At 68.7% G+C, this 22629-nt stretch carries 19 protein-coding genes and 2 pseudogenes; 17 read left to right on the top strand and 4 right to left on the bottom strand.

The annotated features are described in order from the left end of the window. Window positions 1-17 precede the first annotated feature (17 nt). The 5 genes from OUO20_RS09205 to OUO20_RS09185 all read left to right on the top strand — a co-directional run bounded on the left by OUO20_RS09205 (window position 18) and on the right by OUO20_RS09185 (window position 5397). Window positions 18-812 carry an ABC transporter ATP-binding protein gene (locus tag OUO20_RS09205; protein ID WP_026265634.1) on the top strand — a complete coding sequence of 265 codons (795 nt, stop codon included), beginning with the start codon at window positions 18-20 and terminating at the stop codon, window positions 810-812. Continuing rightward, on the top strand, window positions 794-2365 hold the full coding sequence (locus OUO20_RS09200) for a transporter (protein WP_268003265.1): 1572 nt from the start codon (window positions 794-796) through the stop codon (window positions 2363-2365). The genes OUO20_RS09205 and OUO20_RS09200 overlap by 19 nt, the downstream gene beginning before the upstream one ends. 21 nt (window positions 2366-2386) lie before the next feature. Continuing rightward, window positions 2387-3166 carry a glucosamine-6-phosphate deaminase gene (nagB, locus tag OUO20_RS09195; RefSeq protein WP_056387972.1) on the top strand — a complete coding sequence of 260 codons (780 nt, stop codon included), beginning with the start codon at window positions 2387-2389 and terminating at the stop codon, window positions 3164-3166. A 108-nt stretch (window positions 3167-3274) separates the two neighbouring features. Next, window positions 3275-3616, top strand: a complete 342-nt coding sequence (locus tag OUO20_RS09190; RefSeq protein ID WP_026265633.1) for a DUF3039 domain-containing protein — start codon at window positions 3275-3277, stop codon at window positions 3614-3616. Next, window positions 3616-5397, top strand: a complete 1782-nt coding sequence (locus tag OUO20_RS09185) for a DEAD/DEAH box helicase (protein WP_018768383.1) — start codon at window positions 3616-3618, stop codon at window positions 5395-5397. The genes OUO20_RS09190 and OUO20_RS09185 overlap by 1 nt, the downstream gene beginning before the upstream one ends. Before the next feature lie 15 nt (window positions 5398-5412). Here OUO20_RS09185 and OUO20_RS09180 read toward each other — a convergent pair whose 3' ends face one another. Further along, entirely contained in the window at window positions 5413-6045 is a 633-nt protein-coding gene (locus OUO20_RS09180) for an isochorismatase family protein (protein WP_268003263.1), read from the bottom strand. A 9-nt stretch (window positions 6046-6054) separates the two neighbouring features. After that, window positions 6055-7383, bottom strand: coding sequence for a nicotinate phosphoribosyltransferase (locus OUO20_RS09175; protein WP_056387970.1), 1329 nt, complete (start codon window positions 7381-7383; stop codon window positions 6055-6057). A 273-nt stretch (window positions 7384-7656) separates the two neighbouring features. Between OUO20_RS09175 and clpS the strand changes: the two genes are divergently transcribed. The 6 genes from clpS to rdgB all read left to right on the top strand — a co-directional run bounded on the left by clpS (window position 7657) and on the right by rdgB (window position 11983). After that, entirely contained in the window at window positions 7657-8040 is a 384-nt protein-coding gene (gene clpS / locus OUO20_RS09170; protein WP_018768380.1) for an ATP-dependent Clp protease adapter ClpS, read from the top strand. Further along, entirely contained in the window at window positions 8033-8599 is a 567-nt protein-coding gene (locus OUO20_RS09165; protein WP_056387968.1) for a DUF2017 domain-containing protein, read from the top strand. The genes clpS and OUO20_RS09165 overlap by 8 nt, the downstream gene beginning before the upstream one ends. 122 nt (window positions 8600-8721) lie before the next feature. After that, window positions 8722-9735, top strand: coding sequence for a glutamate racemase (gene murI / locus OUO20_RS09160; RefSeq protein WP_018768378.1), 1014 nt, complete (start codon window positions 8722-8724; stop codon window positions 9733-9735). Continuing rightward, window positions 9732-10529: an MBL fold metallo-hydrolase gene (locus tag OUO20_RS09155; RefSeq protein ID WP_018768377.1), complete on the top strand. Its 798-nt coding sequence runs from the start codon at window positions 9732-9734 to the stop codon at window positions 10527-10529. Before murI ends, OUO20_RS09155 begins: the two co-directional genes overlap by 4 nt. Window positions 10530-10580: 51 nt before the next feature. Beyond that, the gene (gene rph, locus OUO20_RS09150; protein WP_026265632.1) at window positions 10581-11339 is read left to right on the top strand and encodes a ribonuclease PH; all 759 of its coding nucleotides are present in this window, start codon (window positions 10581-10583) and stop codon (window positions 11337-11339) included. Beyond that, window positions 11336-11983: an RdgB/HAM1 family non-canonical purine NTP pyrophosphatase gene (gene rdgB, locus OUO20_RS09145; RefSeq protein ID WP_268003262.1), complete on the top strand. Its 648-nt coding sequence runs from the start codon at window positions 11336-11338 to the stop codon at window positions 11981-11983. The genes rph and rdgB overlap by 4 nt, the downstream gene beginning before the upstream one ends. Window positions 11984-12112: 129 nt before the next feature. On the opposite strand, the gene OUO20_RS09140 is transcribed toward rdgB, so the two are convergent. Continuing rightward, entirely contained in the window at window positions 12113-12907 is a 795-nt protein-coding gene (locus tag OUO20_RS09140; protein ID WP_043424767.1) for a DedA family protein, read from the bottom strand. A 68-nt stretch (window positions 12908-12975) separates the two neighbouring features. On the opposite strand from OUO20_RS09140, the pseudogene OUO20_RS09135 reads away from it, so the two are divergent. Together OUO20_RS09135 and OUO20_RS09130 are read left to right on the top strand one after the other, a co-directional pair. Then, window positions 12976-14030: pseudogene (locus tag OUO20_RS09135) on the top strand (exonuclease domain-containing protein). A gap of 83 nt (window positions 14031-14113) precedes the next feature. Next, on the top strand, window positions 14114-14593 hold the full coding sequence (locus OUO20_RS09130; protein ID WP_056387964.1) for a DUF4395 domain-containing protein: 480 nt from the start codon (window positions 14114-14116) through the stop codon (window positions 14591-14593). Here OUO20_RS09130 and OUO20_RS09125 read toward each other — a convergent pair. Beyond that, complete coding sequence (locus tag OUO20_RS09125) at window positions 14574-15659, bottom strand: ADP-ribosylglycohydrolase family protein (protein WP_056387963.1); 1086 nt, start codon at window positions 15657-15659, stop codon at window positions 14574-14576. The two genes, OUO20_RS09130 and OUO20_RS09125, sit on opposite strands and share 20 nt — an antisense overlap. 215 nt (window positions 15660-15874) lie before the next feature. Between OUO20_RS09125 and OUO20_RS09120 the strand changes: the two genes are divergently transcribed. The 4 genes and pseudogenes from OUO20_RS09120 (at window position 15875) to OUO20_RS09105 (ending at window position 22601) form a co-directional block, all read left to right on the top strand. After that, window positions 15875-16819, top strand: coding sequence for an aquaporin (locus OUO20_RS09120; protein WP_268003261.1), 945 nt, complete (start codon window positions 15875-15877; stop codon window positions 16817-16819). Between the two features lie 57 nt (window positions 16820-16876). Further along, the gene (locus OUO20_RS09115; protein ID WP_056387959.1) at window positions 16877-18055 is read left to right on the top strand and encodes an exonuclease SbcCD subunit D; all 1179 of its coding nucleotides are present in this window, start codon (window positions 16877-16879) and stop codon (window positions 18053-18055) included. Further along, window positions 18052-21180: an AAA family ATPase gene (locus tag OUO20_RS09110; protein ID WP_268003260.1), complete on the top strand. Its 3129-nt coding sequence runs from the start codon at window positions 18052-18054 to the stop codon at window positions 21178-21180. Before OUO20_RS09115 ends, OUO20_RS09110 begins: the two co-directional genes overlap by 4 nt. Window positions 21181-21346: 166 nt before the next feature. Continuing rightward, window positions 21347-22601, top strand: a pseudogene (locus OUO20_RS09105) (MFS transporter). Window positions 22602-22629: the final 28 nt, after the last annotated feature.

The raw sequence follows: 22629 nt of genomic DNA, 5'->3' as shown, positions 1-22629 counted from the left end.
CGGACTAGGCTGGCAGCATGACTGCTCCGATACCGTCCCCGGCGCCGAATACGGGGCCCGTGGCGGCCCTGTCCATCCGCGGGCTGGCCAAAAGGTTCGGCGGGAAGATCGCGGTGGACGGCATCAGCCTGGAGGTCCCGGCGGGTTCGTTTTTCGGGATCGTGGGGCCCAACGGTGCGGGCAAGACCACCACGCTGTCCATGGCCACCGGCCTCCTGCGTCCCGATTTCGGCACGGCGGTGGTGCACGGGGTGGATGTGTGGCGGCACCCGCTGGAAGCCAAGCGGCTGATGGGGATCCTGCCCGACGGCGTCCGGCTCTTCGACCGGCTCACCGGGGAGCAGCTGATCACGTACGCCGGGCTGCTGCGCGGCATGGACAAAGCCGTGGTGGCCGCCCGGGTAGGGGAGCTGCTGGCGGCAATGGACCTGGCCCAGGACGCCGGGACGCTGGTGGTGGACTATTCCGCCGGCATGACAAAGAAGATCGCCCTGGCCTCGGCCTTGATCCACGCCCCGAGGCTGCTGGTCCTGGACGAGCCCTTCGAAGCCGTTGACCCGGTGTCGGCGGCGAACATCCGGTCCATCCTGGACCGGTACGTCGCCTCCGGTGGAACGGTCATCGTCTCCAGCCATGTGATGGACCTGGTCCAGCGCATGTGCGACCACGTCGCCGTGGTGGCCCGGGGCAGGCTGCTGGCCGCAGGAACCGTGGACGAGGTGCGGGCCGGCGCCTCGCTGGAGGACCGTTTCGTGCAGTTGGTCGGAGGCCACAGCCACACGGAAGGGCTGGAATGGTTGCGCACCTTCTGAGGCTCAAGCTCACGCTGCTGCGCAACGGACTGCGCCGCAGCCCCTGGCAGCTGGTGGGCATGGCCATTGCGGGGCTCTACGCGCTGGGGGTTGTGGCAACACTGATCATCGCCCTTGTCCTCCTGCGCAACGCCGGCCCCGCCGCCGCGCACACCACAATCGTCCTTGGCGGCTCCGCCGCCGTGCTTGGCTGGGGCATCATTCCGGTGGTGGCATCCGCCACGGACATGACGCTCGATCCGGCGCGCTTCACCACCTTTGCCATTCCCATGAAGCAGATGCTCACCGGCCTCGCCCTTGGCGGACTGATCGGCATCCCGGGGTTGGCCACCACGCTCGTGGCCCTGTCCACGGTGGTGACCTGGTCCCGCGGCGTGCTCCCCGCGCTTGCCGCCCTCCTTGGCGCATGCCTGGGTGTCATGACCTGCGTGGTGCTGGCCAAGGTGGTCACCACCGCCACGGCAAGCCTGGCTGCCTCGCGGCGCTTCAAGGACATCAGCGCCATCGCCTTCATGGTGCCGCTTGTCCTGCTGGGCCCCATCGTGGCAGGGGTTGGCCGTGGCATCTCCGCTTCCACCGGATTCCTGCCCGGGTTCGCCGGGACGTTGTCCTGGACGCCGCTCGGGGCACCGTGGTCCCTCGGTGGCGACATCGCATCAGGCCGGCCCGGGCAGGCGGCGGTGAAACTGCTGGTTTCGGTGGCGGTCCTCGGCGCCCTGGCCTGGTGCTGGAAGCTCCTGCTCGAGCGGGCGCTGGTCACCCCGCCGTACGCCGGTGCCGGGAAGCGCAAGGGCGGCCGGCTGGGCCTGTTCGGCGTGCTGCCGGCCACCCCGGCGGGCGCGGCGATGGCCAGGTCGCTCACCTACTGGATCCGGGACCCGCGGTATTCGGGATCGTTGGTGGTGATCCCGCTGCTTCCGGTGGTGCTGGGTGTCCAGGGGGCCCAGACCGGCAGCTATGGCAGCCTTGCCTTCCTTGCCCCGGTGTCGGCCTTCATCCTGGCCTGGTCCATCTCCGCGGACGTCTCGTACGACAACACGGCGTTTGCGCTGCACCTGGCCACCGGGGTCCGCGGGGTGGCTGACCGGCTGGGCCGGGCCCTGGCCTGCCTGACCTTCGCCCTGCCCGTGGTGCTGGTGTTCTCGGTGGGCTACGCGGCATTCACCCGCAACTGGGCCGCGCTGCCCGGCCAGCTGGGGTTCAGCCTGGGGATCCTCTTCACCGGCCTGGGGCTGTCCTCGGTGGTGTCGGCCCGCTACACGGTGACCGTGCCGCTTCCGGGCGACAGTCCGTTCAAGAAGCCACCGGGCAACGTGGGCCAAACCCTTGCCGTTCAGTTCGTTGGAATGCTGGTCCTGATGGTCCTGGTCCTGCCCGAGGCAGCGCTGCTGGTGGCACAGGCTGTCACCGGCAACGTCCTGTTCGGTTGGCTCACCCTCGCCGTGGGGACCGTTTTGGGCATGGTCCTTTTCCTGGCCGGTATGCGGCTGGGCGGCAAGTGGCTCGAGGCGCGGGGGCCGGAGCTCCTGGCGCAGGTTACCGTCAACCGCTGACAGTTCCCGGAAAGGAACAACATGGAAATCGTGATCCTTGGCGGCAGCCGGCAGATCGCCAAACTCGCGGCGGACGCCATAGAGAAACTGATCAGGCGCAAGCCCGGCGCAGTCCTTGGCCTGGCCACGGGGTCCTCTCCCTTGCCTGTCTATGACGAACTGGCGGCCCGGCATGGACAGGGCCTGGACTTCAGCCGCGCCTCCGGCTTTGCCCTGGATGAATACGTGGGCCTGCCCGCGGGCCACCCCGAGTCCTACCGCGAGGTGGTCCGGCGGGAATTCACCAGCCGCGTGAACATTGCGCCCGGGAACGTCCACGGCCCCGATGGAACTGCATCCGACATCCCCGCCGCCTGCGACGCTTACGAGCAAGCCATCACCGCGGCGGGCGGCGTGGACCTGCAGCTGCTGGGCGTGGGCACCGACGGACATATCGGTTTTAACGAACCGGGCTCCTCCTTTGCCTCCCGGACCAGGATCAAGAGCCTGATCGAACAGACCCGCCGCGACAACGCCAGGTTCTTCAACAACCTTGCGGAGGTACCGCACCATGTCATCACCCAGGGACTGGGCACCATCATGGAGGCCAAACATGTGATCCTGGTGGCCACGGGGGCGCAAAAGGCCCGGGCCGTCCGCGACTTCGTGGAGGGACCTGTGGCTGCCATTTGCCCCGCATCCGTCCTGCAGTTCCATCCACACGCCACCGTCCTGCTGGACGAGGCCGCCGCTTCCGGCCTCAAACTGGCAGATTTCTACCGCCACACCTATGAAAACAAGCCTTCGTGGCAGGGACTCTAGCCGCCTTACGCGCGTTGCCGCCGGCGATGAAAAAGTACGACGGCGGCCGGTGCGGGGCCTCCGCGCGGGCGTGCCGCCGTCGAACGCCGGGCCGGGGGAGCGGCTAAGATGGATGCCATGACTAGCATGACGGACCCTCTCGACAACGACCCGATGCGCGAGCTTTCCGGGGCTGGATCGTCCACGGCCACCATTGAGCGCGAGGAACTGCGCCAGGAAGTGGAACCCGGGGACCGGGAGCGCTTTTCGCACTATGTGCGGAAGGAAAAGATCATGGAGTCCGCGCTGACCGGGGAGCCCGTCATCGCCCTGTGCGGCAAGGTCTGGACGCCGGGACGGGATCCGCAGAAGTTCCCGGTCTGCCCCATGTGCAAGGAGGTCTACGAGGGCCTCCGGCCGGGCAATGACGGCGGCAAGGGTCCCGGAGGGGACTCGGGCAGCAACAAGTAGTGACGGAGACGCTCTTTGGCGGTCCCACCCTGCCTCCGGCGTATCCGGAACGCGCAGCCTGGGGAACCGCCCCGAAACTCCGTGCCTGGCAGCAGGAAGCCCTTGACCTTTACCTGAAGAACAGTCCCCGCGACTTCCTTGCGGTGGCAACCCCGGGCGCCGGTAAAACCACCTTCGCGCTGCGCATCGCCTCCACGCTCATCGATTCCGGCGCCGTTAACCGGGTGACCATCGTTGCGCCCACGGACCACCTGAAGCGCCAGTGGGCGGATGCTGCCGCCAAGGTGGGGATCGCCATCGACCCCAACTTCAAGAACTCCGACGGCCAGCACGGCCGCGGCTTCATCGGCGTCGCCGTCACCTATGCCCAGGTGGCCAGCAAACCGCTGCTGCACCGGGCCAAGACTGAAGCTGCCCGGACCCTGGTGATCCTGGACGAGATCCACCACGGCGGCGAAGCCCTGTCCTGGGGCGACGGCCTGCGCGAGGCATTCGATCCCGCCGTGCGCCGCCTGTCGCTGACCGGTACGCCGTTCCGCTCCGACACCTCGCCCATCCCGTTCGTGGAGTACGCCGAGGACCGGGACGGGATCCGGCGCTCCAAGGCCGACTACACCTACGGCTACGGCAACGCGCTCCGGGACCACGTGGTCCGGCCCGTGATGTTCATGGCCTACTCCGGCCAGATGCGCTGGCGCACCAGCGCGGGCGAGGAAATGGCGGCGTCCCTCGGCGAGGCAGCGGTGACCAAGGACATCACCAGCCACGCCTGGCGGACCGCGCTCAATCCCGCGGGGGAGTGGATCCCAGCGGTCCTGGCCGGCGCGGACAAAAGGCTCAGCGAAGTCCGGCGCACCGTCCCGGACGCCGGCGGCCTGGTCATCGCCACCGACCACGAGGACGCCCGGGCCTACGCCGGCCAGCTGAAGAAGATCACCGGCGAGTCGCCCACCGTCATCCTGTCCGACGACGCCAAGGCCTCCAGCAAGATCGAGGAATTCTCCGCCGGCGAAAAGCGCTGGATGGTGGCCGTGCGCATGGTCTCCGAAGGCGTTGACGTGCCCCGGCTGTCGGTCGGCGTATACGCCACCTCGACGTCCACGCCGCTGTTCTTCGCCCAGGCCGTGGGGCGCTTCGTGCGTGCCCGCAAGAGGGGCGAAACGGCGTCGGTCTTCCTGCCGTCCGTTCCCCAGCTGATGGCACTGGCCAATTCCATGGAGATGGAGCGCGACCACGCCCTGGACCGCCCCGAAAAAGAGGACGGCGACGGGCTTTTCAACCCCGAAGACTCACTGATGGAGGAGGCCAACCGGGAAGAAAAGGCCTCCGACAGCCTCACCAAGGGCAAGTTCGAGGCACTGGACTCCCAGGCCTCCTTTGACCGGGTCCTGTTCGACGGCGGCGAGTTCGGCACCGGCGGCGAGGTAGGGTCCGACGACGAACTGGACTTCCTGGGGATCCCCGGCCTGCTGGACGCCGAGCAGGTGGGTACGCTGCTGCGCCAGCGCCAGCACGAGCAGCTGAACCGGAAGAACCGGAAGGCACCGGCCGCCGCCGAAAGCCAGGCCCCGGCCGTTCCCGACCACCGGATGCTGATGGACCTGCGCAACGAACTGGCCAAGAACGTGGCCGCCTGGGCTGCCCGGACCGGGACGCCCCACGGCGTGGTGCACACTAAACTCCGCACGGTTTGCGGCGGCCCTCCCGTGGCGCAGGCCAACGAGGAGCAGCTGAAGTCGCGGCTGCGCAAGCTCCAGGACTGGTTCGTGGGCCGCAAGTAGCGGCACTCCCAGGAATCAGGCGATGTCCGCCCCGCCGAGTTCCATTTCCGCAACGGCGTCTTCCAGGTCCTCGGCGATGCCGGCGGTCAGCGACCGCAGCACCGTGACACCGTAGCCGGCCTGGACGGCGTCAAGCGCGGTGGCCTTCACGCAGTAGTCGGTGGCAATGCCAACCACCACCACGTCCTCCACGTCGTGGCTCTGCAGCCAGTCATCGAGGCCGATGGCGTCCTCATCGGGCTCGAGGGCCTTCCTGGCGGCGGGCAGGCCGCCGGCGTTCCGTTCCCCGGTGGGAACGGCATCCTCCGGGGCCAGCAGCCCCTCGAAACCTGAGTAGGCGGCGGCGAACTGCCCCTTCCGGAAGTAGGCATCGATGTACTCGGTGTCCAGGTCCGGATGAAGATCCGCTCCGCGGGTGCCCGCCACGCAGTGCGGCGGCCAGCTCTCCTTGAAGTCGGGTGTGTCCGAGAAGTGGCTGCCGGGGTCCACGTGCCAGTCCTGGGTGGCAACCACATAGTCGTATTCGCTGTTGTGGGCGTCCAGGTACTCGCTGATGGCGCCTGCCACGGCCGCGCCGCCGGGAACGGGGAGCGATCCGCCCTCGCAGAAATCGTTCTGCACGTCCACGATGATCAAAGCGCGGGACATTGGTGCTCCTTAGTTTTCCTCGTAGAGAGTGGGGATGGCGGCCTCGCCGCGCTGCAGGCGGTTGACCACGGACGGCAGCTCGGCCATGGAGTCGGCGTGGCGCTGCCGGGCCCGCAGCACGCCCTCGTGTCCGGTCCAGCCCGGGATTACCTCGCCGTTCTTCATGAACTGCTGCAGCAGCGGACGGTCGTTGCCGTCGTCCTCCGGCCGGTGGCCCACGCCCACCACCTCTGCGGTGGCGGTGCCACGTTCGTCCAGCTTGCGCAGCGCGTACTTGCGCCCGCCCACGCTTGCCTTGTTCTTGGCCGCCTTGGCCACGGACACGAAGTTGCCGTCGTCGTCGGTGCGGCTGACCAGTTTGTAGACCATGCTGGCGGTGGGCGCGCCGGAGCCGGTCACCAGCGACGTTCCCACGCCGTAGGAGTCCACGGGCGCCGACTGCAGGGCAGCGATGGCGTACTCGTCCAGGTCGGACGTCACCACGATCTTGGTGTGGTCGTTGCCGAGGTCGTCCAGCAGCCGCCGGACCCACTGCGCCTGGGCCACCAGGTCGCCGGAGTCCAGGCGGACGGCGCCCAGGCGGGGCCCTGCCAGGTCAACGGCCGTGCGGACGGCCTTTTCGACGTCGTACGTATCCACCAGCAGGGACGTCCCCTCGCCCAGCGAGGCAATCTGGGCCTCGAAGGCCTCCCGTTCAGTGTCGTGCAACAGCGTGAACGAGTGCGCGGCGGTGCCCACGGTCTTCACGCCGTAGCGGATGCCGGCCTCAAGGTTGGAAGTACTGTCAAAGCCGGCAATGATGGCCGCCCGGGCTGACGCTGTGGCGGCCTCCTCGTGGGTGCGCCGCGATCCCATCTCGATGCAGGGCCTGCCACCGGCGGCGCTGACCATCCGGGAAGCCGCTGAAGCGATGGCGGTGTCGTGGTTCAGGACGGACAGCAGGTAGGTCTCCAGAATGCAGGCTTCGGCGAAGGAGGCCTCGACGATCAGGATGGGGGAGTTGGGGAAGTATGCGTCGCCCTCGGCGTAGCCCCAGATGTCGCCCGAAAATTTATAGTTGGCCAGGTACTCCAGCGTCTCCCGGTTCACCACGCGGGTACGCTCCAGGAACTCCAGTTCAGCGTCGCCGAAACGGAACTGCGCAATGCCCTCCAGCAGGCGTCCGGTCCCGGCGACAATGCCGTAGCGCCGGCCGTCGGGCAGCCGCCGCGCGAACGCCTCGAACACCGACCTGCGGTGCGCAGCCCCTGAATGCAGCGACGCCTGCAGCATGGTCAGCTCATAATGGTCGGTGTAAAAGGACGTGCGGGGATGGTCCCAGCCGGCTGAGGTGCTCACGAAAGTCACTCTAGTCCCCACCGGCTCCCGCGTCTCGCTTCGCTTCGCCGCGGGGCCCTCGCCGGTGTGGGCCCACCCACCGGCTCCCGCGTCTCGCTTCGCTTCGCCGCGGGGCCCTCGCCGGTGTGGGCCCACCCACCGGCTCCCGCGTCTCGCTTCGCTTCGCCGCGGGGCCCTCGCCGGTGTGGGCCCACCCACCGGCTCCCGCGTCTCGCTTCGCTTCGCCGCGGGACCCTCGCCGGCGTGGGCCCACCCTCCCCATAGAATGGACAGATGACCATAAGCGTTGCGCCCGGCCCTGATACACAGGAGGGCATCCGGACCGGCACAGCAGAGTCCACCGACTCCCTGACCGCGCCGGACATTCCCTGGAACCTGGTGATCTGGAACGATCCCGTCAATCTCATGAGCTACGTCAGCTACGTGTTCCAAAGCTACTTTGGCTACTCGGAAACCAAAGCCAACAAGCTCATGATGGAAGTCCACCGGAAGGGCCGGTCCATCGTCGCCTCAGGCAGCAAGGAACAGGTGGAGCGCCACGCCGTGGCCATGCACGGCTTCGGGCTCTGGGCCACGGTGGAAAAGGCCAGCGGCGGCCCGGGCGGCAAATCAGGCAAGTCCGGCGGTCCGGGCCAGGGTAAGGGAAAACGTGGCTAAGGCATTCAAATACGGGCTCAAGGGCATCACCGGCTACCTGGAACCGGCTGAACGGGACCTGCTGCGCAGCCTGATCGACGACGTCATTTCCATGCTCCAGCCTGAGGACCGCACCGGGCAGGACCCGCTGGCAGCACTGATCGGCCTGGACATGGAGGTTGCAGAACCCACGGACCGGGCCGTCAAGCGGCTGTTGCCCAACGTTGTCAAGGACGACGGCGACGCGTCCCTTGAGTTCCGCCAGCTCACCGAGCGTTCACTGCGGGAGACAAAGATCGGGGCCCTGCGCGCCGCGGCTTTGGACCTGGACAAGGACGAGATCGTGCTGACCCCCGAGGGGGCGCAGCACTGGTCCATGGCGCTGAACGATGTGCGCCTGGTCCTGGCCGAACGGCTGGACATCCGGGACGAGGCCGACGCCGAGCATGTGCACCGCATGCAGGACTGGTCCCAGGCCGAGGACGTGGAAAGCTACCTGGCCCTGGTCTACAACTTCACCACCTGGCTCCAGGAGTCCCTGGTCCAGGCCCTGCTGCAGTCCATGGAATCCCGCCGGTGAGCCACGGCGGCCAGGGGAGGCCGTCCGCTGTGACGCAGCAGACATGAGTCGCGGGACACAAGATGATGGCTGACGCTTCCGGGAACACCTATCCTCGAATAATCATGACTACAGCCCCGAGCATGGAACCACCGGCGGAAACACAGCCCACGGACGCCGACAGCGGGTTCCCCGCCGTCGCCCCGGAAACCCGTCCCATCGGCGTCTTCGATTCCGGCGTCGGCGGCCTCACCGTGGCCCGCTCCATCATTGACCAGCTTCCCAACGAGTCGATCCTCTACGTGGGGGACACCGCGCACGGGCCGTACGGGCCGCTCCCCATCGCGGAGGTGCGGGCCAACGCCCTGGGCGTGATGGACGAACTCGTGGACTCCGGCGTCAAGCTGCTCACCATCGCCTGCAACTCGGCGTCGGCCGCTGTCCTCCGGGACGCCCGGGAGCGGTACACCGCCAAGTACGGCATCCCGGTCATCGAAGTCATCCAGCCCGCGGTGCGGCGCGCCGTTGCCGCCACCCGCAGCGGAAGGGTGGGCGTGATCGGCACGTCGGCCACCGTGGGCTCGCGCGCGTATGAGGACACCTTCGCCGCGGCGCCCGACCTGGACATCACCTCCGTCGCCTGCCCGGAGTTCGTCAGCTACGTGGAGGCCGGGATCACCACCGGCCCGGCCCTGCTCGCCGTCGCGGAAGAGTACCTTGCCCCGTTGAAGGCGGCCGGGGTGGACACCGTGGTCCTGGGCTGCACCCACTACCCGCTGCTGACGGGCGTAATTTCCTACGTCATGGGCGCGGATGTCACCCTGGTCTCCAGCGCCGAGGAAACGGCCAAGGACGTGTACCGCGCCCTTGCCACGCACAACCTGCAGCGCACGTCCCCCACCCCGCCCGAGCACCACTTCGTGGCCACCGGCGACGCCGGGCAGTTCGAGGCGCTGGCCCGGCGGTTCCTGGGCCCCGAGGTGCTGTCCGTCCGCCACGTGGACCATGTGGCCGCCCAGTATCCTACGGGCAGCCTGGCGCGGATCACCCCTGAGATGATCGCCGCCGCGCAGGGCGCGCGCGAACGCCCCAGGATCTCCAACTTCGTGGGCGGCGGACTGGCCGACGCACGCCGCTCCGGAGGACCCGCCCTGTGAAGCTGACCATCGTGGGATGCACGGGCTCGTTCCCCGGGCCCGGCTCGCCGGCGTCGTGCTACCTCCTGACCGCCACTGACGGTGAGCGGTCGTGGAAGGTGGTGATGGACCTTGGCAGCGGCGCGCTGGGGGCCATCCAGCGCTACACGGACCTGGAGGACATCGACGCGATCTTCCTCACCCACCTGCACCCGGACCACTGCATGGACCTGTGCGGGCTGCACGTTGCCATCCGCTGGAAGCCCGGCGGGTGGGGGCGCGGCCGCATTCCCGTGTGGGGCCCCGCCGCCACGGCGGACAGGATGGCCACGGCCTATGGGCTTGACCTGGACCCCGGCATGCATGAGGAGTTCGACTTCACCAACTGGACCGAACGCGAATCCGTGACCGTGGGCCCCTTCACCGTCACGCCCTTCGCGGTCAACCACCCCATTGAGGAGGCCTACGCCCTCCGGGTGGAGGTGGTGGAGCCCGGCAAGGACGGCACGTCGGTGTCCCGGGTCCTGACCTATTCCGGCGACACGGATTCCTGCGCGGGGCTTGAGGAAGCCGCCAAGGACGCGGACCTGTTCCTGTGCGAGGCAGCCTTCGAAGAGGGCCGTGACGCCGGCATCAAGGATGTCCACTTGACCGGCAAACGGGCGGGGGAGGCTGCAGCGGCGGCGGGCGCCCGGCGGCTCCTGCTGACCCACATCCCGGTATGGACGTCCCAGACCACGGTCATGGCCGAAGCGCGCCCGGTGTTCCCCGGGGACGTGGCCGTTGCCGTAGCGGGCGTGCACTACACCATCTAGCCGCGCCGGCACCCCGACAAGCCATGCACCGGCACTCGATAAGCTAGGGGCATGACATCTGAAGCAACTGCAGTGCCCATTGTGCGCGCCGACGGCCGTGCCCCGGACCAGCTCCGGCCCATCAGCATCACCCGCGGATGGTCCAATCAGGCTGAGGGATCGGCACTGATCGAGTTCGGCAACACCAGGGTCCTGTGCACGGCGTCGCTGACCCCAGGCGTCCCGCGCTGGCTTAAGGGCGAGGGCCGCGGCTGGGTCACGGCGGAATACGCCATGCTCCCGCGCGCCACCAACACCAGGTCCGACCGCGAATCCGTCAAGGGAAAGATCGGCGGCCGCACCCACGAGATCTCGCGCCTGATCGGGCGCTCGCTGCGCTCAATCATCGACACCAAGGCCCTGGGCGAGAACACTATCGTGCTGGACTGCGACGTCCTGCAGGCCGACGGCGGCACCCGCACGGCGGCCATCACCGGTGCCTACGTGGCACTGGCGGACTCCATCCGGTTCGCCCGCGACAACCAGCTCATCGGCAGGAACGCCCAGCCCATCATCGACACCATCGCGGCGGTGTCCGTGGGCATTATCGACGGGGTTCCCATGCTGGACCTGCCCTATGTCGAGGATGTCCGCGCTGAAACCGACATGAACGTGGTGGTGACCGGCTCCGGCAAGTTCGTGGAGGTGCAGGGCACGGCCGAGGGCGCTCCCTTCGACCGGGCGGAACTTGACCAGCTCCTTGACCTGGCCCTGCTGGGAACCGCCCAGCTCGCTGCCATCCAGCGCGAGACCCTGGCGGAATCCCTGTGAGCAGCCCGGCTCCCCGGCTGGTGCTCGCCACGCACAACAAGGGCAAGCTCCGCGAACTCCGTGAGCTGCTGCGCGGGCAGGTGCCAGGGCTCGACGTCGACACCCAGGTGGTGGACGCGGCGGCGGCGGGTGCGCCGGACGTTGCCGAAACCGGCGTGACGTTCGCCGAAAACTCGCTGCTGAAGGCCCGCGCCGTCGCCGGCGCCACCGGCCTGGTGGCCATCGCCGACGACTCCGGGCTGGCCGTGGACGTCCTGGGCGGGGCTCCGGGCATCTTCTCCGCCCGCTGGGCAGGACGCCACGGCGACGACGCCGCCAACCTGGAACTGCTGCTGAACCAGCTCTCCGACGTCCCGGACGAACACCGTGGCGCCGCATTCGTGTGCGCCGCCGCGCTGGCCGTGCCCGCTGACGGAGGCGGACCCGGGCGCGAAGTGGTGGAGTACGGGCAGCTTGAGGGGATCCTGCTGCGCGAACCCCGGGGGAGCGGCGGGTTCGGCTACGACCCCGTCCTGCAGCCGGCAGGCGAGGACCGCAGCTGTGCCGAACTGTCCGCCGAGGAAAAGAACGCCATCAGCCACCGCGGCAAGGCCTTCCGGGCCCTGCTGCCGTCCATTGTGGCGGCCCTGGAGGCGGCCCGCTAGGGAACCTGCCTGCCCGCAGGCCAGCCAACTTCAAAACGGCCAGCCAACAAAAGAAGGTGCGCATCCCGGCGGGATGCGCACCTTCTTTGCAGCCTGGCCGGCTTTTGCAGTCTGGCCGGGGGAAGGCTGCTACTCCGGCCGGCCGCGGTGGCTGTTGCGGGGAGTCTTCCGCTCCTCGTCCGGTTCGTGTTCCTCGATGAACTCGTCCACCGCGTCCGTGCCGTAGGCCTGTGCCTGGCGCTTGGCGGACAGGCCGCGCAGGACCTCGATGCCGATGGGAATCACCGAGACCAGCACAATGGCGATGAAGATGATGTCCAGGTTGTCCCGGACCCACGGAACTTTGTCGCCCAGCAGGTAACCGAGCAGCGTCACACCGCCGCCCCACAGTGCCGCTCCGATGACGTTGTAGAGGAAGAATTTCCTCCTGCTCATTTGCGCCACGCCGACGATCACAGGAACAAAGGTCCGGATGATGGGGACGAAGCGGGCCAGGATCAGTGCTTTGCCGCCGTGCTTTTCAAAGAAGGCGTGCGCATTTTCGACATTCTCGCGCTTGAAGAGCTTGGAGTTTGGCTTGTTGAAGATGGCGGGACCGGCCTTTGAACCGATGAGGTAGCCGGTCTGGTTGCCGATGATGGCCGAGACCACGATCAGGAGGGCCAAAAGCCAGATGTTGAACTTGATGGTGTCCGTGGCCACCAGCAGGCCGGCGGTGAACAGCATGGAGTCTCCGGGGAGGAAGAACCCCACCAGCAGCCCGGTTTCGGCGAAGACGATGCCGCACACCAGCAGGACCACCCAGGGGGCGAGCGCGGGATCGGCCAGGAAGACCTGGGGGTTCAGCCAATCGGGCAGGAAGGAAGCCATTCTTGGCTGGACCGGTCCCGCACCCACCAGCATGGACACAGCGAGGTCATTCATCACAGGAAAGTTCACCTCTCAAGGGTACTTGACCGGTCTGGGAGGCCTGCGGCGGTAAGGTAGGGGCCGTGGGTTTGGACTTTACGGCGATCGACTTCGAAACGGCCAACGGCTTCCGCGGCTCCCCGTGCTCTGTGGGACTGACGAAGGTAAGGGGCGGGGAAATCGTCGCAGAGGCCTCCTGGCTGATGCGCCCCCGGCCGGTTATGACCACTTTGACCATCACAACGTCCGGATCCACGGCATCACGGCTGCGGATGTTGCCGGAAGGCCCCGTTTTGGGGAGTTGTTCCCGGAGATTGGGGCGTTCATCGGCGACGACGTGCTTGCAGCCCACAATGCCGCCTTTGACCTGGGCGTGATCCGCTCGGCGCTGGAGGTATCGGGCCTGCCCGGTCCCGCCTACGACTACGTCTGCACCGTCATGCTGTCCCGGCGCTGCTACTCGCTCGTCTCCAACTCGCTTCCCTTCGCCGCCGAGGAAGCGGGCGTACCGCTGGTCAACCACCACGACGCCGCCGAGGACGCCCGCGCCTGCGCCGGGATCCTCGTCGACATCGCCGCGCGCAACGGTGCCAACAGCATCGCCGAACTCTTCCTCTCCCTGGGGCTGGCCATGCCGCACCAGCAGGCCTTCGATCCCGCCTCGGGCGACCTGTCGAAGCCAAGCGTGGCGGCCATGGCTGCTGCGTCCGGCAACGGTGCCGCACTGGTGCGCCGGTTCCAGTCCGGCTGGCCCGAGGAAGGGCTGAACCCGGAACCCAACCTGGACGCCGAGCCAGGCCATCCGTTGTACGCGCAGACGGTGGTATTCACCGGGCAGCTCTCCATTGCCCGTCCGGAAGCGAAGCTGCGCTCGGCCAGGTGCGGTGCCCGGACGGAAAGCCGGGTCACCGGCCGTACCACCGTGCTGGTGGTGGGGGATGGCTTCGTTGCCTCAGACCTGCGCTCCGGCAGGCTCACCGGCAAGGCGCGCCGCGTCCTGGAGCTCCATGAGAGGGGACAAGCCATCGAAGTGCTGTCCGAGGGTGAGTTCCTCCAGATGGTGGGCAACGGGGACGCCCTGCACGCCGACCCCGGGGAAACCTGGGACGGCGCCCGCGCGACTGCCGTCAGCGCCTGACGCGGCCGGCACTCAAAGGCGCGCCCGCTTCATGCGGCGCAACACAGCGTGGCAGCCCTGCCACAGGCTCCTAGCCTTGCCATATGGCGTCCCTGTTCGCTTTTCCCAATCCCGTCAACGAGTACGCCGCCCGTGTCACGGCAGCGCTCGTGGTGCTGCTCGCCGTCGTCACCGCCTTGGCGGGCTCCGGGTGGGGGCTGCTGGCCATCTCCATCGGGTTCTGGCTGCGTCTGCTCTTCGGCCCGCGGATTTCACCCCTGGCGCTGCTCTCAGTCAAGGTCATCACTCCGCGGCTGGGAAAGGTAAGACTTGTGCCGGGGCCGCCCAAGCGCTTTGCCCAGGGGATAGGTGCTGCCGTATCCACCGCGGCGCTGCTCCTGTTCGCCGCAGGTGCAGCAGCCGCAGCCTGGACCCTCCTGGGGATCCTGGTGGTGGCAGCCTCCCTGGAGGCCTTCGCCGGGTTCTGCCTGGGGTGCGCCATCTTCGGGTTCCTGCAGCGCCGCGGGCTGGTCCCCGAAGACGTCTGCGAGGCCTGCAACAACATCAGCCTTCGCCGGTTGTGACCTTCACCAACTGATTGGCCATGCCGCGGACCACCCCGGGCGCTTCCAGGGCCCCGAGCCACTGCGCCGGCAGGCAGTCTTCCCCATAGAAGGCGCCCAGGATGTTCCCTGCCAGCGAGCCCGTGGTACTGCTGGGGCCGTCATGGTTCACGGCCAGAACAACAGCGTCCCGGAAATGCCGGCCCGGCCCGGCGTCCGCGTCGTCAGCGGGCAACGTGGCCAGGACTGCATACAGTGCGACGGCGAGTGCCTCCTCCGCCATCCGGCCCCCGCCAAGCACGTGGACCAGTTCCTCCGGGGCAACGATTGCCTTGTCGGCGAGACGAAGGGCGGCCTCAAGCCTCTCCGGGAGCTCCGGCGCCACGTCCGGGAGGGTGGCCGCGTGCGCCGCCACCGCGGCAGCGGCGTCCCGCAGCGCCTCGCCGGACACGAGCTTATGGATCAGGAGACTGAAGATTCCGGCGCTCTGGCGGGCGGAAGGGTGCCCGTGCGTGAGGGAGGCGGCATCGGAACTGAGCTTGTAGACGGCGTCGGGCGCAATATGTGGAATAAGCCCGAACGGCGCCGAACGCATCACCGTGCCGGCGCCTTTGGCCTCGGGGTTGACGGGGCGGACCGACGTGCCCATCTCGCCGGAGGCCAGCCCGGTGATGCAGTCCTGCTCCGGATGCCGGCGCTGCCGCAGCACCTCGTTGCCGTCGATCCAGCGGGGCTGGGGTGCGGGCGCTGAAGCCCCGGCGTCTTCGCCCTGGTTGGCCAGCCAGCGCAGGTACGCCAGCCAGAGGCAGGCGTTCACATCCGCACCCACCCCGTCGTTGGCCCACTCCAACGCCTCCACCAGCCCGTCCACGGTATACAGGGTCAGCTGCGTGTCGTCGGAAAAAGGCCAGGAACCGGACAGAGCGTCAAACCCGGTCAGGCCCCGGGCTCCGAAGCGCCGGCGGATGGCGCCGATGGAATCAGCCTCCACCGCATACCCCAGTGCATCCCCCAGCGCCCCGCCCAGCAGCGCACCATGGATCCGGGACTTGAGGGTGGGCACAGGGGTTCCGCGGTCGATGCTCATGAAGTAAATTTACCGTCCGAAAACCGGTCCCGCCGCCTGGTCCCATCCGTCCCGCCGGCCATTGCGCACGGCTGGTGTCCAGCAAACGCACAGCCTGGGCTGGAATACTGCACGGGTTGCCCGGCGCCGCCCTGCAAGCTGGTGGAAGCCCCGGAACCGGCAGCAGCTGCCGCTTGCAACGCAAAGCCCAGGCCCCAAGAAGCGAAGGTCCCATCATGAGCACCCCTGTCCCCGCCCGCGACGCACTGCAGCCCGGCCCGGCCACCGCGCCCAGCGCTCTGATGCCCCGCCTGGTGGCCGAGGCCTTCGGCAGCCTCTTCCTGGCCGTGGCCGGGCTGGGCGTGCCGCTGTTCAGCATTCCGCAGTCCAGCCCGGTGCCGGCGGCCCTTGCCGCCGGCCTGGCCATCACGGCGGCAATGCTCGCCTTCGGACACATCTCCGGCGGCCATTTCAATCCCGCCGTTACCCTGGGTCACCTCCTGGCGGGACGGATCCGTGCCGGCGCCGCCGCCGCATACGCCGCCGCCCAGGTGGTGGGAGCCCTGGTGGGCGCCCTTGCCCTGTTCGGCATCCTCCGCACCCTTCCCAGCATCCCTGACAGCCGTACTGCCTTCGACACCGTGACCGCGGGCTTCGGCGAGCATTCCATCATTCAGGCCCCGCTCGCCGCCGTCGTGCTCCTGGAACTGCTGGGGGCCGCGATCATCGTGGCTGTCTTCCTTGCCGCCGGCCGCTCCGGCGGCAGCCGCAGCGCGGCGCCGGTTGCCGTCGGCCTGTCCTTTGCGGCCCTGCTGCAGGTGGGCCAGTCGGTGGGGAACCTGCCGTACAACCCCGCCCGCGCCGTCGCCTCCGCCGTCTTCAGTTCCGGCTGGGCCGTGGAGCAGCTGTGGGTCTTCCTGGTCGCGCCGCTGGCCGGCGCTGCCATCGCGGGGCTGGCGTTCCGCATTACCGGAGTGGCTGAGTCCGCTGCATCCGTTGAGGACGGCGCGGACCTCCATGACGACGAGGGCGCCGCCGAGGCCGACGACGACGCCGGGGAGGCCGACGACGACGCCATGGAAAGTGCCGGCACGGACAGGGCTGTGCCCGCAGCGGCCGCCCGGCAGGACGCAGGCGGCGTCAACGAGGCGCAGGAGTTTTTCGAAGGAAAACGGTCCTGACCGCCGCTGGCCGCGGCGTTTTCCTTGAGTGTCAGTGGTTGCCGATAGCTTAGGGATATGCGGTTACTTCACACCTCGGACTGGCATCTGGGCCGTTCCTTCCACGGCGTCGGCATGCTGGACGCCCAGCGCGCCTTCGTTGACCAGCTGGTGGCAGCGGTCCAGCGGGACAGCGTGGACGTTGTCCTGATCGCCGGCGACGTCTATGACCGGGCGCTGCCGGGCGTGGACGTGGTCCACCTGCTTGATGACGCATTGGTCCGCCTGACTGCCACGGGTGCAAAAGTGGTGCTTACCAGCGGGAACCACGACTCCGCCATCCGCCTGGGTTTTGCCTCCCGCCTGCTGGAACGCGGGGGAGTGCACCTGCGCACCAGGGTGGAGGACCTCGCCCACCCGCTCCTGCTGCCGCTGGGCGCGGATGCTGCCGGAAAGGACGCCGTCCTCGCGCTGTACGGCATCCCATGGCTTGAGCCCAGGCTTGTCGCCGAACAGCTGGGGGCTGAAACGCCAAGCCATTTCGAGGTAACCCGGGCGGCCACCGGCCTGATCCGGGAGGACATCGCCCGGCGTGCGGCTACCGCCACCGTCCACTCCGTAATCCTGGCCCACACATTCGCCAGCGGCGGCATCAGTTCGGACAGCGAACGGGACCTCAGCATCGGCGGAGTGGGCGCGGTGCCGCTGGACCTCTTCGACGGCTTTAGCTACACCGCCCTGGGCCACCTGCACGGGCGTCAACAGCTGTCCGGCTCCGTCAGGTATTCCGGGTCGCCGCTGGCCTATTCCTTCTCCGAGGCCGCCCACCGGAAGGGTGCCTGGCTGGTGGACATCGGTCCGGCGGGAGTCACATCCGTGGCAGAGGTCCTGTGGGAGGCCCCGCGGTCCCTCGCCGTACTGCGCGGAACCCTGGAAGATCTCCTGGCGGACCCGGGCCACGCCTGGGCTGAGACCGCCTACTGCCAGATCACCCTGACGGATGCCCAGCGTCCCGCCCGTGCCATGGAACGGCTCCGCGCCAGGTTCCCGGACACCCTGGTCCTGTCCTTCGATCCGCAGGGCGGGGCTGCCGCCCCCCAGGCCAGCTACAGCAGCAGGCTCGCGGGCGCACCGGATGACCTCGCCCTGTGCTGCGGTTTCCTGGAGCATGTGCGGGGACGGGCTGCAGACCCGGCGGAGAAGAACGCGCTCGCCGCCGCGCTGGAAAACGTCAGGCTGCTGGAGGCGTCACGGTGAGGATCCACCATCTGCGCATCTCCGGGTTCGGCCCTTTCGCCGGAACCGAGGACATCGACTTTGACCGCCTCAGCGCCCATGGCCTGTTCCTGCTGAACGGGCCCACCGGTGCCGGCAAGACCAGCGTGCTGGATGCCATCTGCTTTGCCCTGTACGGATCTGTCCCCGGTGCCCGGCAGGACGGCAAGCGGCTGCGCAGCGACCACGCGGAACCTGGTCAGGAACCTTCCGTGACCTGCGAGTTCTCCTCGCAGGGCCGCCGCTTCGAAGTGACCCGCTCGCCGGCGTGGGACAAGCCCAGCGCGCGGGGCAAGAATGGCTTCACGGTCCAGCAGGCAAAGACGCTGCTCCGCGAACGGATCGATGGTGCGTGGGTGGAAAAGTCCGCCCGCAACGACGAAGCAGGCGCGGAGATCATGGCGCTGCTGGGCATGGACCGTGAGCAGTTCACCCGGGTGGTCATGCTGCCGCAGGGTGATTTCGCTGCCTTCCTCCGCTCCAAGGCCGCCGACCGCCTGGACCTGCTGCAAAAGCTCTTCGGCACCCAGCGCTTCGAGGCCCTGGAACAGGAACTCTCGCGTCAGGCTGCCGCCGCCCGGGAGGACGTCGCCGCCCTGTCCGGCCAACTCGGCCTCCTTGCCTCGCGTGCCGAAACCGAGGCCGCTCCGCTCCAGCTTCCTGATGCCGGAGCTCCGCCGACGGACGACGTCCCCGGCCGCCTTGACTGGCTGCAGGCTTCCGTTGCCGGCCGGCTGGCGGAACTCACGGAGCACGCCGCAGCCGCGGCGGCGCTCAGCCAGGACCGCCGAAGTGAGGTGGACAGCGAAGCCGCGCGGCATGAGCGGCACCGGAAACTCCAGGCGGCCACCGCCCGGCGGAAGTCCGTGGAGGACGGGGCCGCGCATCGCGATGAGCTCTCCTCCCGTCTGGCCCGGCACCGCCAGGCCGAGGTCCTCCAGGGGCAGCTGCAGGCCGTGGACGCTGCGGCAGCCAAGGTCCACAACGCGGAAGCCGCTGCAGAATCTGCCCTGACGTTGCTGCGGATGGCTGCCACGGACGACGGCGAACTGGCCCGGCTGGGCCTGGAAACCTTTGGCTCCAAAACACTGGGCTCCAAATCACCGGGCTCCGAAACACTGGGCTCCAAAACATTGGGTTCGGAACCACCCGCCGCCGGAGGCACCGTCCCCGGGGCAGCGGACGAACTGGGCCGGCTGCGTTCGCTGCTGGCCGTCGTCGAGGCCCGGCTGCCGGACGAGGACAGGCTCCAGGACCTGCGGAAGCGGCACCGGAGCCTGGCTGGCCGGCAGGAAGAGCTCCGGCTCACCGTGGAGACGCTGGGGAATCGCGCAGCCCATTTGCAGGACGATCGGGCGGTACTGGCCGACGGTATGGACCAGCTGGAAGCGCGCTCCATCGAGGCGGCACTCCGCCGCAAGGAAGCCGCTGCGGCCGCGGAACTGCTGGACATCGTCCGGCGGCACGGGCGGGCTGCCCAGCGGAGGGACCTGGCCAGGATCCGCCATGACGATTCGCGGGAGGACCTCCTGGAGGCAAAACGTCATTGGCTGGACCTGCGGGAGGTCAGGCTCGCCAAGGCCGCATCCGAGCTGGCAGCCAAGCTGGTTGCCGGCGAGCCCTGTCCCGTCTGCGGAAGCGGGCAGCATCCCCGCCCCGCGGATGGCGGCACTACCGGCCCGGGTCTGGCCCAGGATGAAGAGGAAGCCCACCGCTTATACGAGGCCGCAGAGGCAGCCCATGCCCTGGTTGCCGCTGACCTTGCAGAAGCGGAGCAGGCCGTGGCAGTCCTCGCCGGCCAGGGCGGGACCACCCCTGTTGAAGAGGCACGCGCCGGTGCCGAGGCCGCCCTCGCTGCCGCCGCGGACGCAGAGAAGGCCGCAGAGGAGCTGCAGGACAGGCGGCAACGGCTGGAAGCGCTGGATGCCGGCCTGGGGCAGGCGCGTGCCGCGCTGTCCGAAACAGAGGCAGAGCTGTCCCGGACTGCCGTGTCCCTTGCCGAGGCGGCCGAACAGGCTGCAGCACTGGACAAGGCGCTCGCCGCCCTGCGCGGCCCCCACCCCAGCTTGACCCGTCGGCTGCGGGCACTCGAGGACGCCGCAGCAGTCCTGGACAAGGCCGTCGAGGCGCAGACGCGGCTGGACGCGGCGCGGCTGCAGTCCGCCGAAGCGCAGGAGCAGTTGGAACTGGCCCTGCCGGGTGCGGGTTTCGCCACGGCAGACGACGTCCGCAGCCAGCTCCTTGGCGCCGCCGAAGCGGCAGCCCTGGAAGCCGCCGGCCGTGCAGCCCAGGACGAAGCCGCGCGCGTTGCCGGATTGTTCGAATCCGAGGACATTGTGCTGGCCCTGGCAGAAGCCGCGGACGGCTTCCGGGCAGACGAGGAGCGGCTGGCAGCGCTTCGCCTGGAGGCGGCCACTGCCCAGAATGACGGGCGGGAAGCCGATCTTGCCGCCGGTCTCGCCTCGCGTTGCCTGGAATCCCTGAAAACGATCGCCGCCGACTACCAGGAGCTGGTCCGCGCATCCCGGGAACCGGCGGAGCGGGCACAGATGCTTGCCGGGCTGGCTGACGCCGCAGCCGGCCGGGGTGAGAACACGTACCGGATGAGCCTGAACAGCTACGTCCTGGCGGCGAGGCTGGAGCAGGTGGCCCTCGCCGCGTCCGAACGCCTGGTGGCCATGAGTGATGGCCGCTACCTGCTCCAGCACACCGACGCCAAGGCAGCGCGTGGCGCAAAATCAGGGCTGGGACTTGAAGTGGTGGACCAGTGGACGGGCTTCCGGCGGGACACCTCCACCCTGTCCGGGGGCGAGTCCTTCATGGCGTCGCTCTCGCTGGCACTCGGGCTGGCGGACGTCGTCCAGCAGGAAGCCGGAGGGGTGGAAATCGAGACCCTGTTCGTGGATGAGGGCTTCGGAAGCCTGGACGAACAGTCCTTGGAACAGGTCATGGATGCCATTGAGGGGCTCCGCGACGGCGGCAGGGTGGTGGGACTGGTCAGCCATGTTGCCGAGATGAAACAGCGCATCGGGACCCAGCTGCAAGTGATTAAGAGCCGGAACGGCTCCACGCTGCGGATCTCCGAGACTGCGGACGCCCTCGCCTGACCAGGCCGATATAATGGAGCGCGTTACCGGGTTGCGCGCATCGGGAGGAGGGACGATGCGCACCTATTGAACGAGCCCGGAATTGACACCACAAACTACTCCTTCAACCACCCCCGACACTCCTGCCCGCACCGCCGCAGAGCAGGAAACCTCCAGCCCGGACTCCATGGAACGGGCAGCGAGGGGGCGTTTTTCCCGGCTGCCGCAGCTCGCCGGCAGAAGCTTCATTCCCTTGGGACTTTTTGCGCGGCTTCCCTGGCCATGCTGGCCATGGGCACGCTGACCCTGGTCACCTCGGTCACGGGTTCCTTCGCCGCCGGCGGGGCCGCGGCCGGCGCGGTGGGCCTCGGCTCCGCGCTCGGAGCTCCGGTGCTCGGAGCCCTGGCGGACAGGCGGGGACAACGGCCCGTCCTGCTCCTGTCCGCTCTGCTCAACACCGTGGCGGTGCTGGCCTTGGTCTTCATCGCCAACACCACATCCGAGGCGGGGATTTCCCGCCCGCCGTCCTGGTGGCCGCCTTCGCCGCCGGCGCCACCTGCCCCCAGGTGGGACCCCTGGCCCGGGTCAGGTGGATGGCGCTGACAGCCAATGCCGCAGGTCCGTCGGCGCCGTCCGGTGGCGCTGCCCGTGAGCTGGACACCGCGCTCTCCTACGAGAGCACGGCCGATGAACTGACGTTTGTCCTGGGGCCGGCCCTGGTGGGAATCCTGGCCAGCCTCGTGGCGCCCTGGCTTCCCTTGGCGCTGGCAGCGGCCATGACCATCACCCTTGTCCCTGCCTTCGCGGTGCACCCTACCCATGGCGCCGTACCTGCCACCGGTCGTCCCGTCCGCAGGAAGGGCACGGGCAGGGCACAACCCGTGAAGCTGCCATGGGTCGTTGCCTTGCCGGTTCTGGCCATGGTCTGCATGGGGACCTTTTTCGGTTCCACCCAGGCCGCCCTCAGCGCCTTCTCTGCGGGGCTCGCAGGCACGGAAATTGCGGGCCTGCTGTACGCCGTGATGGGCCTAAGCTCTGCAGTGGCGGCATTCTCGGTTGCCTACTGGCCGCGGCGCGCCGGCCTGGCACTGCGCTGGGTGCTGTGCGCAGCCCTGATGGCGGGGCTGGCGGTCCTGCTGCTGGTGCCGGCATCGCTGCCCATGATGGCGGCGGTCCTGCTGGTCCTTGGACTCCCGGTGGGTCCGGTCATGGTCACGGTCTTCGCCGTGGGCGGACAGGTGGCTCCCGCCGGCCGGCTTGGCACGGTCATGACCGCCCTGGCCAGCGGTATTGTCGCCGGAACGGCCATCGGGTCCTCGATTGGGGGACAGCTGGCCCAACTCCACGGCCCGGCGGCGGCGTTCCTTGTCCCGGTCTGCGCGGCGGCAGCGCTGGCGCTGCTTGGGGCCGGGGCCGCCGTCGTGCTCCGCCGGAGGACCTGACAGGGCCTCGATGCCAGCCTGCCGCCCT

Origin of the sequence: Arthrobacter sp. FX8 (genome assembly GCF_026723805.1) — a bacterium.
Lineage (GTDB): Bacteria > Actinomycetota > Actinomycetes > Actinomycetales > Micrococcaceae > Arthrobacter.
Note: the sequence above shows the minus strand (reverse complement) of the source record. Positions and strands in the feature narration are given on the sequence as shown.

Coding starts and splice junctions, on each gene's coding strand:
- OUO20_RS09205 (WP_026265634.1), top strand. CDS start 18: ATGACTGCTCCGATACCGTCCCCGGCGCCGAATACGGGGCCCGTGGCG.
- OUO20_RS09200 (WP_268003265.1), top strand. CDS start 794: ATGGTTGCGCACCTTCTGAGGCTCAAGCTCACGCTGCTGCGCAACGGA.
- nagB (WP_056387972.1), top strand. CDS start 2,387: ATGGAAATCGTGATCCTTGGCGGCAGCCGGCAGATCGCCAAACTCGCG.
- OUO20_RS09190 (WP_026265633.1), top strand. CDS start 3,275: ATGGATGCCATGACTAGCATGACGGACCCTCTCGACAACGACCCGATG.
- OUO20_RS09180 (WP_268003263.1), bottom strand. CDS start 6,045: ATGTCCCGCGCTTTGATCATCGTGGACGTGCAGAACGATTTCTGCGAG.
- clpS (WP_018768380.1), top strand. CDS start 7,657: ATGACCATAAGCGTTGCGCCCGGCCCTGATACACAGGAGGGCATCCGG.
- murI (WP_018768378.1), top strand. CDS start 8,722: ATGGAACCACCGGCGGAAACACAGCCCACGGACGCCGACAGCGGGTTC.
- rph (WP_026265632.1), top strand. CDS start 10,581: ATGACATCTGAAGCAACTGCAGTGCCCATTGTGCGCGCCGACGGCCGT.
- OUO20_RS09140 (WP_043424767.1), bottom strand. CDS start 12,907: ATGAATGACCTCGCTGTGTCCATGCTGGTGGGTGCGGGACCGGTCCAG.
- OUO20_RS09130 (WP_056387964.1), top strand. CDS start 14,114: ATGGCGTCCCTGTTCGCTTTTCCCAATCCCGTCAACGAGTACGCCGCC.
- OUO20_RS09125 (WP_056387963.1), bottom strand. CDS start 15,659: ATGAGCATCGACCGCGGAACCCCTGTGCCCACCCTCAAGTCCCGGATC.
- OUO20_RS09120 (WP_268003261.1), top strand. CDS start 15,875: ATGAGCACCCCTGTCCCCGCCCGCGACGCACTGCAGCCCGGCCCGGCC.
- OUO20_RS09115 (WP_056387959.1), top strand. CDS start 16,877: ATGCGGTTACTTCACACCTCGGACTGGCATCTGGGCCGTTCCTTCCAC.